This window comes from Mycobacterium farcinogenes, assembly GCF_019739075.1.
GTDB classification, from domain to species: Bacteria; Actinomycetota; Actinomycetes; order Mycobacteriales; family Mycobacteriaceae; genus Mycobacterium; species Mycobacterium senegalense.
On sequence record NZ_CP081673.1, the window covers coordinates 339,299 to 352,993 of the forward strand.

General features: G+C 66.5%; 11 protein-coding genes. 3 read left to right on the top strand and 8 right to left on the bottom strand.

Going from position 1 to position 13,695, the window contains the following annotated elements; all coding sequences use genetic code 11:
• Window positions 1-28: 28 nt before the first annotated feature.
• From K6L26_RS01425 to K6L26_RS01455, 7 genes are all read right to left on the bottom strand, one after another.
• Window positions 29-2,113 carry a PhoX family protein gene (locus K6L26_RS01425; protein WP_221852483.1) on the bottom strand — a complete coding sequence of 695 codons (2,085 nt, stop codon included), beginning with the start codon at window positions 2,111-2,113 and terminating at the stop codon, window positions 29-31.
• Window positions 2,114-2,216: 103 nt separating this feature from the next.
• Complete coding sequence (locus tag K6L26_RS01430; protein WP_221852485.1) at window positions 2,217-3,131, bottom strand: Rv0045c family esterase; 915 nt, start codon at window positions 3,129-3,131, stop codon at window positions 2,217-2,219.
• Window positions 3,132-3,152: 21 nt separating this feature from the next.
• The gene (ahpF, locus tag K6L26_RS01435; protein WP_065063658.1) at window positions 3,153-4,724 is read right to left on the bottom strand and encodes an alkyl hydroperoxide reductase subunit F; all 1,572 of its coding nucleotides are present in this window, start codon (window positions 4,722-4,724) and stop codon (window positions 3,153-3,155) included.
• Window positions 4,725-4,854: 130 nt separating this feature from the next.
• Window positions 4,855-5,418, bottom strand: a complete 564-nt coding sequence (ahpC, locus tag K6L26_RS01440; protein ID WP_019344144.1) for an alkyl hydroperoxide reductase subunit C — start codon at window positions 5,416-5,418, stop codon at window positions 4,855-4,857.
• Between the two features lie 182 nt (window positions 5,419-5,600).
• On the bottom strand, window positions 5,601-6,692 hold the full coding sequence (locus K6L26_RS01445) for an inositol-3-phosphate synthase (RefSeq protein ID WP_019344145.1): 1,092 nt from the start codon (window positions 6,690-6,692) through the stop codon (window positions 5,601-5,603).
• Window positions 6,693-6,749: 57 nt separating this feature from the next.
• The gene (locus tag K6L26_RS01450; protein WP_036392546.1) at window positions 6,750-7,295 is read right to left on the bottom strand and encodes a PadR family transcriptional regulator; all 546 of its coding nucleotides are present in this window, start codon (window positions 7,293-7,295) and stop codon (window positions 6,750-6,752) included.
• A 176-nt stretch (window positions 7,296-7,471) separates the two neighbouring features.
• Window positions 7,472-8,344 carry a DUF1707 SHOCT-like domain-containing protein gene (locus K6L26_RS01455; RefSeq protein WP_036390730.1) on the bottom strand — a complete coding sequence of 291 codons (873 nt, stop codon included), beginning with the start codon at window positions 8,342-8,344 and terminating at the stop codon, window positions 7,472-7,474.
• A 70-nt stretch (window positions 8,345-8,414) separates the two neighbouring features.
• On the opposite strand from K6L26_RS01455, the gene K6L26_RS01460 reads away from it, so the two are divergent.
• The 3 genes from K6L26_RS01460 (at window position 8,415) to K6L26_RS01470 (ending at window position 13,022) form a co-directional block, all read left to right on the top strand.
• Window positions 8,415-8,837, top strand: coding sequence for a DUF5318 domain-containing protein (locus K6L26_RS01460; protein WP_036390731.1), 423 nt, complete (start codon window positions 8,415-8,417; stop codon window positions 8,835-8,837).
• A 220-nt stretch (window positions 8,838-9,057) separates the two neighbouring features.
• Window positions 9,058-11,400 carry a transglycosylase domain-containing protein gene (locus tag K6L26_RS01465; protein WP_080989574.1) on the top strand — a complete coding sequence of 781 codons (2,343 nt, stop codon included), beginning with the start codon at window positions 9,058-9,060 and terminating at the stop codon, window positions 11,398-11,400.
• Window positions 11,397-13,022 (top strand): glycosyltransferase family 87 protein, encoded by a 1,626-nt coding sequence (locus tag K6L26_RS01470; RefSeq protein ID WP_085140715.1) that lies wholly within the window; start codon window positions 11,397-11,399, stop codon window positions 13,020-13,022. Before K6L26_RS01465 ends, K6L26_RS01470 begins: the two co-directional genes overlap by 4 nt.
• Before the next feature lie 102 nt (window positions 13,023-13,124).
• Here the strand turns inward: K6L26_RS01470 and K6L26_RS01475 are convergent, their stop codons facing one another.
• Window positions 13,125-13,568, bottom strand: coding sequence for a hypothetical protein (locus K6L26_RS01475; RefSeq protein WP_221852487.1), 444 nt, complete (start codon window positions 13,566-13,568; stop codon window positions 13,125-13,127).
• Window positions 13,569-13,695: the final 127 nt, after the last annotated feature.

The window sequence follows — 13,695 nt, forward strand, 5'->3', positions numbered from 1 at the left end:
ACGTGCCGGATGGTCTTCGCGCAAGCGCTCAGGCGGTGCCGATCTGGGCGCCGGGCTTCCACACCGCGACCACGGCGGGCCGCGCGGGGGTGTCGGCACCGCCGGGCCAGTGCGACAACGGCTTCTCCAGGCTGTGGTCGTCGCCCTCGCCCGGGTGCTGCACACATACCGTGACGAGATCGTCGGTCACCACCGGTCCGCACGTCTCGGCACCGATCGGCACGGTGAGGAACTGTTTGGTCTCACCGCGATTGGGGCCGTCGAGCGCCACCGCGAACAGTCCGTCGTTGGCGTCGAGTGCGTTGCCGTCGGTCGAGATCCAGAGGTTGCCGTGGCTGTCGAAGGCCAGGTTGTCCGGGCACGAGATCGGGCTGACCTGGTTTTTGTCGAACCCGGCGTAGTAGGTGTCGGCGGCCTTGGGGTCACCGCACACCAGCAGCAGGTCCCAGGTGAAGTCGGTGCCGGTGTGGTTGTCGGTGATCTCCAGGATCTGGCCGTTCTTGTTCTCGGTGCGTGGGTTGGCCGCATCGACGCCGGCCTTGCCCTCGGTGCCGCGCTTGTCGTTGTTGGTCAGCGCTACGTAGACCTTGCCGGTGTGGGGGTTGGCCTCGAAGTCTTCGGGGCGGTCCATCTTGGTGGCGCCGGCCTTGTCGGAGGCGATGCGGGTGAATACCGCCGCCTCGGCCGCGGTGATGCCCTCGACGAGCGACTCGGCCTGCCCGTTCGGGCCGGACTTCAGTAGCGGGATCCAGGTACCGGTTCCGGAGAAGGACCCTTTGGCGGGCAGCTTGCCGCTGCCGTCGATCTCCCCGGTGGGGATGTCGCTGCTCAGTTTCGCCACGTACAGCGTGCCCTCGTCGAGCAGGGTCAGGTTGTGGGCCATCGCGGCGGGGTCGCCGGTTTTCCAGCCGGGGGCGATCTTCTTGTCGGACACGAACTTGTACATGTAGTCGAAGCGCTCGTCGTCTCCGGTGTAGACCACCACGCTGCCGTCGCCGGTGACGTAGACGTTGGCGCCCTCGTGTTTGAGTCGGCCCAGCGCCGAGTGCTTGACCGGCGTCGACGCCGGATCCCACGGGTTGAGCTCGACGACGTAGCCGAAGCGGTTGACCTCGTTGGGCGTCTTGGTGAGGTCGAAGCGCGGGTCGAAGTCTTCCCATTTGAGCTCGGAGCGCTCGTGCTCGATGCCGTAGCGGTCGAATCGCTGCGCGTCGGCCGGTTTCGGCGCCGGCGCCCCTTCAGTCGCCCCGAAGTAGCTGTGGAAGTTCTCCTCACCGGAAAGCACGGTGCCCCAAGGGGTTACGCCGCCGGCACAGTTGGCGAAGGTGCCGGCCACGGCGCGCCCGGTGGGGTCGGCGGCGGTTTTGACGAAGTCGGTTCCGGCGGCGGGTCCGGTCAGCGTGAACGGGGTGTCCGCCGTGATGCGGCGGTTGTAGCGACCCATCACGGGTTTCAGCGCACCGTCGGTGCCCCGTTCCACTTCGACCACGCCCATGCCCATGGCGGCGATCTCGATGTCGAACTGCTCGCGGGTGGGCGCCGCGGCGTTGTAGCCGGGGAACATGAACTCGGGTGTCACGTACTCGAAGTTGGTCACCAACAGGAACCGGTTGGCTTGGCCTTCGATCGGCAGCAGCGCCGCGAAGTCGTTGTTGAACCCGAACTGCTTGCGCTGCGCGTCGGCGGTCTGCCGGTTGATGTCGAACATCGGGGCGTCGGGCAGGACCGGGTCGCCCCAAGCGATCACCACCCGCTGCTGGTAACCGTCCGGGATCACCACGGCGTCTTCGGTGTTCGGTGCGACGGCGGCGAACTTCATCCCGGGCGGCGTTTCGACGGGCAGCGCGGCCGGTGACGGGGTCTGCCCGGGCTTCGCGTCGGTACCGCAGGCAGCCAGCGCCGAACCGGCACCGACGGCCAGCACGGTGACCCCGGCGGCCTGCAGCATCGACCGGCGGGACACCTGCTTGGCGATGTCGCCGAAATACTGGTTGTCACTGGTGTTCGGCGCCGGCTTCGAACACGCGTCGCCACACCGGTAGCGGCAGGTGACGTGCTGACGCGACGACGTTCCACGGTGGGTGACAAACAGATTCAACGGTACGAGGGGCATTCCGCGCAGGTCCTTCCGCCAGACACCGGCCACGGGCTGGGAGGCCGGACTGGCCGAAACCTACTGGAGGCGGGCTATCAGCGGGTTAACAGAAGGCAACCTGCTAGCTATCGAGGATGCCGCGCAGGATCTCCACGAGCTTGGCCGGCTGATCACCCTGCACCGAGTGCCCGGAGTCGGCGACGACGTGTGTGCGCTGGAAACCGGGCGCGTTCGCGGCGAATGTCTCGGCGTCTTCGTCGTTGACGAAGAACGAGTTGGCGCCCCGGATCAGCGTGGTCGGCATGGTGATCGCCGGGACGTCGTCCCACAGGCCCTCAAACCCGTCGCCCTTGCGGAACGTGTCGTAGCGCCACGTCCAGCTGCCGTCCTCGAGCTGCTTCGAGTTGTGGAATACGCCGCGTCGCAACGAATTCCGGTCGCGATGCGGGGCGGCGGCGACGGTCACGTCGAGCATGTCCTGGAACGTGGGGAACGTGCGGTTCTCCTGCACCAGGGCCACGGTGCCCATCTGCGCCTTGGTCATCTCGTTGTGCCGCTCGGGTGCCGACGGGGTGACGTCGACCAACACCAGCTCGGGCACCAGCGCGGGCTCGGTCGCCGCGATCCGCAGCGCCGTCAAGCCACCCAGCGACATGCCGACCACCAGCCGTGGGCTGGGAGCGTGGGCCTGCAGAACCGGAACCAGGCTGGCCGCATTGAGTTTCGGGCCGTAGTCGCCGTCCTCGCGCCAGGAGGAACGGCCGTGGCCGGGCAGATCGACGGCCAGCGCCGGTTCGCCGAGGCCGAGAATCACGGTGTCCCAAGTGTGGGCGTTCTGACCGCCGCCGTGCAGGAACACCACCCGCGGCGCCTCGGCGCCGAACTTCAGCGCGCTGATCGGCCCCTGCTCGATGCGCTCGACCGCCGGCAACGGCCCGCTCGCGCCGATCTGCTCGGCGTTCTCGGGCAGCAGCGCGAACTCGTCGAGGGTCAGCAGTTCGTCGTCAGAAATCTCCGGGGCCACGTCTGCGGACATTACTCCGGAGCCGAGCCTGCCTCAGTTGCCGACCGGGGCGGTGGTCCGGATCAGGTGATCGAATGCGGACAACGCTGCCGTCGCACCGGCTCCGGCGGCGATGACGATCTGCTTGAACGGCACCGTGGTGCAGTCGCCGGCCGCGAACACGCCGGGTACCGACGTCTGGCCGCGCTCGTCGATGACGATCTCGCCGCGCTTGGACAGCTCGACGCTGCCTTCCAGCCACTCGGTGTTGGGCAGCAGACCGATCTGGACGAAGACGCCTTGGAGCTCGAGCTTGTGCGACTCGCCGGTGGTGCGGTCCTGGTACGTCAGGCCGGTGACCTGATCGCCGTCGCCGAGGACCTCGGTGGTCAGCGTGCTCAGCAGGATGTCGACGTTGGGCAGGCTGCGAAGCTTGCGCTGCAGCACCTCGTCGGCGCGCAGCACCGAATCGAATTCGATCAGCGTCACGTGGGAGACGACGCCGGCCAGGTCGATCGCGGCCTCCACGCCCGAGTTGCCGCCGCCGACGACGGCGACACGCTTGCCCTTGAACAGCGGTCCGTCGCAGTGCGGGCAGTAGGTGACGCCCTTGTTGCGGTACTCGGCCTCACCGGGCACGTCCATCGCGCGCCAGCGGGCACCGGTGGCCAGGATGACGGTGCGCGCGGTCAACGAGGCGCCGCTCTCCAGCGAGATCTCGATGAGCCCGCCCTCGTCGATCGCGGGCAGCAGCTTCGCGCCGCGCTGGGTCTTCATGACGTCGACGTCGTACTCGCCGACGTGGGCTTCCAGCGCCGCGGCGTACTTGGGTCCCTCGGTGTGCGGAACGGAGATGTAGTTCTCGATCGCCATCGTGTCGAGCACCTGACCGCCGAAGCGCTCGGCGACCACGCCGGTGCGAATTCCCTTGCGGGCAGCGTAGATCGCGGCCGCTGCGCCTGCGGGGCCGCCGCCGACCACCAGCACGTCGAAGGGGTCCTTCTCGGTGATCGCCTCGGCGGTGCGCTGCGCGGCGCCGGTGTCGACCTTGCCGATGATCTGCTCCAGCGTCATGCGGCCCGAGTCGAACAACTCACCGTTGAGGAAGACGGTGGGCACCGCCAGCACCTTGCGCTGTTCGACCTCGTCCTTGAACAGCGCGCCGTCGATGGCGACGTGGCTGATGCGCGGGTTGAGGATCGCCATCAGGTTCAGGGCCTGCACCACGTCGGGGCAGTTCTGGCAGGACAGCGAGAAGTAGGTCTCGAAGTGCAGATCGACGTCCAGGGCCCGCACCTGCTCGAGCAGTTCGGGGGCCTCCTTCGACGGGTATCCGCCGACCTGCAGCAGGGCCAGCGCCAGCGAGGAGAACTCGTGGCCCAGCGGGATACCGGCGAACCGCACCTCGACATCGGTGCCGGTGCGGCGGATCGCGAACGACGGCCGCCGGGCGTCGTCGTCGGCACGCGAATAGGTGATCTTGTCCGACATCGCCGCGATCTCGGTGAGCAGTTCGGCGAGTTCGGCGGACTTGGGGCCGTCATCGAGGGAGGACACCAGCTCGATCGGCACGGTCAGCCGCTCCAGCAGGGACTTCAATTGGCCGGCGAGTGAGGTGTCGAGCATACGGATCAACTCCATCGATGAGGGGACGGGCTGGGCCGTGCGCGGCCCGAAAGATGTTGGGGTAAAGCAGTTCTGGTGAACGGTACGAGCCCGGGCGGGCCGGGCCCGTACCGCCATCAGCAGTGTCGAACTAGATCTTGCCGACGAGTTCCAGCGACGGGGCCAGGGTGTCTTCGCCCTCTTCCCACTTGGCCGGGCAGACCTCGCCCGGGTGGTTGCGGACGTACTGGGCGGCCTTGACCTTGCGGACCAGCTCGGCGGCGTTGCGGCCGATGCCCTCGGCGGTGACCTCGGTGAACTGGATGACGCCGTCGGGGTCGACCAGGAAGGTGCCGCGGTCGGCCAGGCCCTGGCCCTCGCGGAGCACCTCGAAGTCGGTGCTGATCTGCAGGGTCGGGTCGCCGATCATGGCGTATTGGATCTTGCCGATCGTGTCGGACGAGTCGTGCCAGGCCTTGTGGGTGAAGTGGGTGTCGGTGGACACCGAGAACACCTCGACACCGAGGCGCTGCAGCTCCTCGTAGTGGTCAGCCAGGTCTCCGAGCTCGGTCGGGCAGACGAAGGTGAAGTCGGCCGGGTAGAAGAAGAAAATGGCCCACTTGCCCTTGATGTCGGCGTCCGATACGGGAATGAACGCGCCATTTTTGTAAGCGGTCGCGGAGAACGGCTTGATCTGCTTGTTGATCAGGGCCATGGGTACCTCTATTCGTCACTGTCGGATGTTTACTGCGTCCTCCAGCGTAGTTGTTTTCTTGAATAGATCCAGTTTATCGGCCCTCTTGTGGTAGGTCTCACAACGGCGCCGGCATGGTGAGGTACCTCAAATGCAAAGTGGGCGGCCAGGTTTCACCTGGCCGCCCACTGAGGCAAGAAAACCTAGCCGTTGATGAAGCTCTCCAGCTCGGTACGCGCGACATCGTCGGCGATCTGCTTCGGCGGGCTCTTCATCAGGTAGGCCGAGGCCGCCTCGATGGGGCCGCCGATGCCGCGGTCCTTGGCGATCTTGGCGGCGCGCACCGCGTCGATGATGACGCCGGCCGAGTTCGGCGAGTCCCAGACCTCGAGCTTGTACTCCAGGTTCAGCGGCACGTCACCGAAGGCACGGCCTTCCAGGCGGACGTAGGCCCACTTGCGGTCGTCGAGCCACGCGACGTGGTCGGACGGGCCGATGTGGACGTTCTTGTCCTCGACCTTGCCGGCCAGCGAGCCGGTCAGGTTGGAGGTGACCGCCTGGGTCTTGGAGACCTTCTTGGACTCCAGGCGCGAGCGCTCCAGCATGTTCAGGAAGTCCATGTTGCCGCCGACGTTGAGCTGGTAGGTGCGGTCCAGCGTGACGCCGCGGTCTTCGAACAGCTTGGCCATGACGCGGTGCGTGATGGTCGCGCCGACCTGGCTCTTGATGTCGTCGCCGACGATCGGGACACCGGCGTCGGCGAACTTCTTGGCCCACACGGGGTCGGAGGCGATGAACACCGGAAGGGCGTTGACGAAGGCCACGCCGGCGTCGATGGCGCACTGGGCGTAGAACTTGTCGGCCTCTTCGGAGCCCACCGGCAGGTAGGAGACCAGCACGTCGACCTTGGCGTCCTTGAGCGCCTTGACCACGTCGACGGGCTCGAAGTCGGAGACCTCGATGGTGTCGGCGTAGTACTTGCCGATGCCGTCCAGGGTCGGGCCGCGCTGCACCGTCACGTTGGTCGGCGGCACGTCGGCGATCTTGATGGTGTTGTTCTCGGAGGCGAAGATGGCCTCGGACAGGTCGAAGCCGACCTTCTTGGCGTCGACGTCGAACGCGGCCACGAACTTGACGTCACGCACGTGGTACGGGCCGAACTTCACGTGCATCAGGCCCGGCACGGACGCGTTCTCGTCGGCGTTGTGGTAGTACTGCACGCCCTGGACCAGGGACGATGCGCAGTTACCGACGCCGACAATGGCGACCCGGATTTCTCCTGCGTGCTCAGACATGGACGATCTCCTTACTCGTTCTGTGTGCTCGGCCTGGGGCCATGTGCGGGTCGGTGCTCATATGTTTTCCGAGCGCCCCTGGGCCGTACGTTCGGCCGCGATCAACTCGTTGAGCCATTTGACTTCTCGTTCGCTGGACTCCAGGCCCAGCTGGTGCAGCTGACGGGTGTAGCGGTCGAACGAACTACTGGCCCGCGCCACGGCTTCACGCAGACCTTCCCGACGTTCCTCCACCTGGCGGCGTCTCCCCTCCAGGATTCGCATCCTGGCCTCGGCCGGGGTGCGGTTGAAAAAGGCGAGGTGGACACCGAACCCGTCGTCGGAGAAGTTCTGTGGCCCCGTGTCGGCGACCAACTCGCTGAATCGCTGCTTGCCGGCGTCGGTCAGCTGGTAGACCCGCCGAGCCCGGCGCACTTTGGTGGGACCCAAGGGTGCGGCGTCCTCGACGATCAGGCCGTCGGCCTGCATGCGACGTAATGCCGGGTAGAGCGATCCGTACGAGAACGCCCTGAACGCCCCCAACAGACCCGTCAAACGCTTGCGCAGCTCGTAGCCGTGCATGGGTGACTCGAGCAAGAGGCCCAGAATCGCGAGCTCAAGCATCAAGGTCACCCCCTTTCGACAGATCAGATGGAATTGATCGCTACGACGGATCAACACCTCGCCAAACTGTATCGCGCCGATATATTTGGTGCCAAGTGGTGGCCGCTCTTAGGCGCGATTGTCACGCCAGAGTGGCGCCCGAGTCCGAGCGCCACTCCAGCGTGACGACGTGCCGACTATCCGTTGTTGCGGTACATCCCCTTGACCGTGCCGTCGGGGTAGAGGTCGATGCTGCCACCACCGAAATCGCTGCTGACGATCACGGCGATGTTGATCGCCTCAGGTGTCGCGGGGTCTTCCGACGGGGTGATGCGCAGCCAGGTGCTCTTCACGTCGGCACGTTTGGTGTTGAGCGTGTCGGGGGCGCCCCGCATGATGCCGAGGACCTTCTCGTAGTCGAAGGCCGCTAGGTCGACGAGACGGTCGTCCTTCTCGACGTTGCGTGGATCGGTGCTGGGGTCGCCCCAGCCGCCGGTATAGCGGTAATAGAGCTTCTTGCGGCTGTCCTGTGGGTCCGGACGATAGAGCAGGGCCGAATCGGGATCGATGTGCAGTTCGAAACCGGTGGTGGCGCCGAACTTGTGGCGCATCTGCTCGAACAGTCCTTTCACCCCGTTGAGCGATTGCAGTTGTGTCGGCGGGGTCAGCACGACCGGCTCGATGCCGTCGGGCACGGCTCCGGGGTCGGGGTTGAAACTCAACGGTGACGGGGTGTTTCCGTACAGGCCCCAGCCGATGCCGATGCCGAGCACGACCAGCACCGCGGCCGACGCCAGCCGCAGCCCCCACCCGGAGCCGGCCGGTTTGCGGATGCGCGGCAGGCGGGGCTTGGTCAGCGTCGGCAGTTGCACCGGCGCACCCGAGGTCTGCAGATCCTCGACCAGACGGGCCAGATCGCCGAGTGTCGTGGCATTGGTCGCCGCCGACACTCGTTGGCGGTGTTCCTCCATGGACAACTGGCCCTCGCCCAGCGCATTGTCGAGCACTTTGCAGGTGTCGTTGCGATCGCTGTCTTTGGCCCGCGTGTTCGAGGGTTGCCGGGTTGCCACGGAAGATGATCGTAGGAGGTGTGACGCGGTCGCGCCTCGGTGTCCAGGGGGCCGACGTACTCTGGTCATCGTGCGATTGCAGAGACAGGTGGTGGATTACGCGCTTCGGCGGCGGTCCCTGCTGGCTGAGGTCTATTCGGGGCGCACCGGCGTCTCGGAGGTCTGTGATGCCAATCCCTACCTGCTTCGCGCGGCAAAGTTTCACGGCAAGCAGAGCTCGGTGATGTGTCCGATCTGCCGTAAGGAGCAGCTCACGCTGGTGTCGTGGGTTTTCGGTGATCATCTGGGCCCGGTATCGGGCTCGGCGCGCACCGCGGAGGAGCTGGTGATGTTGGCAACTCGTTACGACGAGTTCGCAGTCCATGTGGTTGAGGTATGCCGCACCTGCAGTTGGAATCATTTGGTCAAGTCATATGTCCTGGGCGCGCCGAAGCCGCCGAAGGCACGTGGCACTCGAGGCACGCGCAAGTCGGCGCGTACGGCCAGTGAATAACGAAGGGCGCCATAGCCGGTCAGCCAACGACATCCGTAACGCGGCTGACCGCCTCGGCGCGCGCGAAAACAGGCCACCGGCCCGGGAGAAACCGCCCGCCCGCGACAAGCCCCCGGTCCGCGACCCCCGGCCTCCGGCTCGGGAGGCCGGGCTGCCGCCTCGCGAGAACGGTCCCGTGGGACGGAGCAACGGTCCGGTGGGTCGTCCCGGCCGTCCGGCGCTGCCGCCCGACGACCGGCTCACCACGGTGCTGCCCCCGGTTCGCGACGACAAACCGGCTCCGCTCGACGTCGTCAGGGCTGCGATGGACGGCACCCCGCCGCCGAAACCGCAGCCGCCCAAATCACCGCCTCCGCCGCCGGGAGGCGGTCGTGGATCGGGGCCTTCGGGTCCGTCGGGACCTGGCCCCAAGCCGACGCGGCAGTTCCACATCAACTGGAAGCTGGTGCGACGTCTGTCGATCGCCGCCGTGGTGGCGATGATTCTGCTTCCGCTGGTGACGTTCGGGATGGCGTACATGATCGTCGACGTCCCGCAGCCCGGCGACATCCGGACCAATCAGGTGTCGACGATCCTGGCCAGCGACGGCAGTGAGATCGCCAAGATCGTGCCGCCCGAAGGCAACCGCGTCGACGTGGGCATCGACAAGATCCCCGAGCATGTACGCAACGCGGTGATGGCGGCCGAGGACCGTGACTTCTACTCCAACCCGGGCTTCTCGTTCACCGCGCTGTTGCGCGCGATCAAGAACAACTTGGTGGGCGGTGACCTGCAGGGCGGTTCGACCATCACCCAGCAGTACGTCAAGAACGCACTCGTCGGTGACGAGCGCTCCGGCATCGGCGGTCTGATCCGTAAGGCCAAGGAGCTGGTCATCTCGACCAAGATGGCCAGCGAATGGTCCAAAGACGCTGTGATGCAGGCGTATCTGAACATGATCTACTTCGGCCGCGGCTCGTACGGCATCGCCGCGGCAGCGAAGGCCTACTTCGACAAGCCCGTCGAACAGCTCACCGTCGCCGAGGGTGCGCTGATGGCCGCGCTGATCCAGCGCCCGTCGGGGTTGGACCCCGCCGTCAATCCGGAGGGCGCGGCCGACCGGTGGAACTGGGTGCTCGACGGCATGGTCGACATGGGTGCGCTGTCTGCCCAGGAACGCGCCGGTCAGGTGTTCCCGCCGACGGTGCCGCCGGACCAGGCTCGCCAGGCGAACCAGACCACCGGCCCCAACGGACTGATCGAGCGTCAGGTCACCAAGGAACTGCTGGACCTGTTCGACATCAGTGAGCAGGCGCTGAATACCGAGGGCCTGCAGATCACCACCACGATCGACCCGCAGGCGCAGCAGGCCGCCGAGAACGCGGTGTCCAAGTACATGGACGGCCAGGACCCCGACATGCGGACCGCGGTGGTCTCCATCGATCCGCATGACGGCGCGGTCAAGGCGTACTACGGCGGCTCGGACGCCAACGGCTTCGACTTCGCCCAGGCCGGCCTGCCGACGGGTTCGTCGTTCAAGGTTTTCGCGCTCGTCGCCGCCCTGCAGCAGGGCATCGGTCTGGGCTACCAGGTCGACAGCGGGCCGGTCACCGTCAACGGCATCAAGATCAGCAACGTCGAAGGGGAGGGCTGCGGCACCTGCTCCATCGCCGAGGCGCTCAAACGCTCGCTCAACACCAGCTACTACCGGCTGATGCTCAAGCTGGAGCACGGTCCCGAGGATGTGGCCAAGGCCGCCCATGACGCGGGTGTGGCCGAGAGTTTCCCGGGCGTCGAGCACACGCTGTCGGAGGACGGCAAGGGCGGTCCGCCGAACAACGGTGTGGTGCTGGGCCAGTACCAGTCCCGGGTGATCGACATGGCCTCGGCGTACGCCACGCTGGCGGCGTCCGGCGTCTACCACAAGCCGCACTTCGTGCAGAAGGTCGTGAACTCCTCGGGTCAGGTGCTGTTCGATGCCTCGACCCAGGACAACGGTGAACAGCGCATCGACAAGGCTGTTGCCGACAACGTGACCTCGGCCATGCAGCCGATCGCCGGCTGGTCCCGCGGTCACAATCTGGCCGGTGGCCGCGCCTCGGCCGCCAAGACCGGCACCAACCAGCTCGGCGACACCGGCGACAACCGCGATGCCTGGATGGTCGGTTACACACCGTCGCTTTCGACGGCGGTCTGGGTGGGTACCTCCGAGGGCGTGAAACCGCTGAAGACGGCGGGCGGCAGCCCGGTCTACGGATCCGGGCTTCCGTCGGACATCTGGAAATCCACCATGGACGGTGCGCTGAAGGGCACCGACAACGAGACGTTCCCGAAGCCGACCGAGATCGGCGGCTATGCCGGTGTGCCCCAGGCCCCGGCCGCCCCGCCGCCCGGCACCCTGCCGCCAGGTGGCCCGCAGGTCTCGGTGATGCCTTCGGAGACGGTGATTCAGCCGACCATCGAAGTGGCCCCGGGCATCACGATCCCGATCGGCCCTCCGACGACCGTGCCGATCGGACCGCCGCCGGGAGCTCCCGTCGTGCCCGGCGTGCCGGAAGTCCCGGTGGGCCCGCCGCCTCCGTGACCGACCGGGTATCTCCGGCACCGCTGGCAGAAGATCAGCGGAGCGCCGACGACCGCGACCTCCCCAGCCGCAACGACCGGCTGGCCGAGGCGTTGTCGCAGACGGTCGGCGGGCCGGTCGGTCGTCACGCGTTGATCGGCCGGTCACGGTTCATGACCCCGCTTCGGGTGATGTTCGTGATCGCGGTGGTGTTCCTGGCGCTGGGCTATACGACCAAGGCCGCCTGCCTGCAGACCACGGGCAAGGGCTCCGCGGGCGAGCGGGTGGCCAACTGGGAGAACAACCGGGCGTACTACGAGTTGTGTTACTCCGACACGGTTCCGCTGTACACCGCGGAGTTGTTGAACCTCGGCAAGTTTCCCTACAAATCCAGCTGGGTCGAGAACGACGCGACCGGCAACCCACGCATCCAGTACGACGGCAGTCCGGCGATCCGCTACATGGAGTATCCGGTGCTGACCGGGCTGTACCAGTACGTGTCGATGTCGCTGGCCAAGACCTACACCGCGCTGACCAAGCTGGTATCGGTTCCGCTGGTGGCCGAAGTGGTGATGTTCTTCAACATCTCGGCGTTCGGCTTGGCGCTGGCTTGGCTGGCCACCATCTGGGCCACGTCGCGAATGGCCGGCCGGCGAGTATGGGATGCCGCGCTGGTGGCGGGTTCGCCGATCGTGATCTTCCAGGTATTCACCAACTTTGACGCATTGGCCACAGCGTCCGCGGCAGGCGCGATGCTGGCGTGGGCTCGGCGAAAACCGGTGTGGGCCGGGGCGCTGATCGGCATTGGCGTGGCGGCCAAGCTGTATCCGCTGCTGCTTTTCGTCCCGCTGGTGCTGCTCGGGCTGCGTACCGGGCGCCTGCGGGCGGTGGGCAAGGCGGCGCTGACTGCCGTCGTCACCTGGCTCCTGATCAATTTGCCGATCATGGTGCTCTTCCCGCGAGGATGGTCAGAGTTCTTCCGGCTCAACACTCGGCGCGGCGACGACATGGACTCGCTCTACAACGTGGTGAAGTCCTTCACCGATTGGCAGGGCTTCGACCCCGACCTCGGATTCTGGCAGCCGCCCACGGTGCTCAACACGGTCACGGCGGTGTTGTTCGCGGCGTGCTGTATCGCGATCGGCTACATCGCGTTGACAGCCCCGCAGCGCCCGCGGGTGGCGCAACTGGCGTTCCTCGTGGTCGCCGCGTTCCTGCTGACCAACAAGGTGTGGAGCCCGCAGTTCTCGCTGTGGCTGGTGCCGCTTGCGGTGCTGGCGTTGCCGCATCGCCGGATCCTGTTGGCATGGATGACGATCGACGCCTTGGTGTGGATACCGCGCATGCTGTATTTGTACGGCGAGCAGAACAAGGGCTTGCCCGAGCAGTGGTTCACCACCACGGTGCTGATCCGCGATCTGGCGGTGATCGTGTTGTGTGCGTTGATCATTCGCCAGATCTACCGCCCGGAGCTCGACCTGGTGCGCCACGGCGGACGCATTGACGACCCCACCGGAGGCGTGTTCGACGGGGCACCCGACGACCCGCCGCGCTGGTTGCCGGATTGGTTGCGTCCCTCGGCCGGCCGGGTGCGGATCGAGCCCAAGCCGGAGCCGGAGCCGGAGTTGGCCGACGCGAAGTGAGGCCCTGCGGCCGCGGCCGCGCCGGTTTCTGCACCAGGGCTGCGAATCTGCTTCGTCGCGACCCTCAGGTGGAAACCGGTGGGACGACGGCGCTGGTAAAGCTCAGCCTTGGTAGGGCGGATAGTACTGCGGTGCAATGGTATTCGGCTTCGCTTCGATCCAGCGTGTGGTCGACGGCAGCAGCGCTAACACCAGCGTCAGGGTCGGAAAGACTAGGCCGCCGACCGAGGCTGCCAAGCTCCCAGGAGAGCTGGAAGGTGCCGGCATGAAACCGTAAAGCACGATCCCGACCAGGCACGCGAGGATCGTGGCTGCGCATCCCACGATCACCAGCCATCGGCCGATGATCTTGCGCTGCACGAGCGTCACGCTGCCGGCCAGCATCGAGAGTGCACCGACGCTGTTCAGCAGGATGATCAGGATCAGCGTGACCATCACCCCGCCTGACAGGCCGTCGTCGTGGTGGGCGACCATCAGCCCGAACAAGTCGATTACTGAGGTGGTGAGATTCGACAACCCGCCCAGCCCGGCGAGTACGGCGGCCATGATCGCGGTGGCACCGCTCGGTCCGGTAGGGCGCACCGGCGGTGGTCCATAGGGTGGCTGCGCGCCCGGGTAGCCCGGTTGTTGGGGATAGCCCGGTGGTTGCGGGTAGCCGGGTTGCCCGGGAAAC

Coding starts and splice junctions, on each gene's coding strand:
- K6L26_RS01430 (WP_221852485.1), bottom strand. CDS start 3,131: ATGTCCGCAGACGTGGCCCCGGAGATTTCTGACGACGAACTGCTGACC.
- K6L26_RS01450 (WP_036392546.1), bottom strand. CDS start 7,295: ATGCTTGAGCTCGCGATTCTGGGCCTCTTGCTCGAGTCACCCATGCAC.
- K6L26_RS01475 (WP_221852487.1), bottom strand. CDS start 13,568: ATGGCCGCCGTACTCGCCGGGCTGGGCGGGTTGTCGAATCTCACCACC.
- ahpC (WP_019344144.1), bottom strand. CDS start 5,418: ATGGCCCTGATCAACAAGCAGATCAAGCCGTTCTCCGCGACCGCTTAC.
- ahpF (WP_065063658.1), bottom strand. CDS start 4,724: ATGCTCGACACCTCACTCGCCGGCCAATTGAAGTCCCTGCTGGAGCGG.
- K6L26_RS01445 (WP_019344145.1), bottom strand. CDS start 6,692: ATGTCTGAGCACGCAGGAGAAATCCGGGTCGCCATTGTCGGCGTCGGT.
- K6L26_RS01425 (WP_221852483.1), bottom strand. CDS start 2,113: ATGCCCCTCGTACCGTTGAATCTGTTTGTCACCCACCGTGGAACGTCG.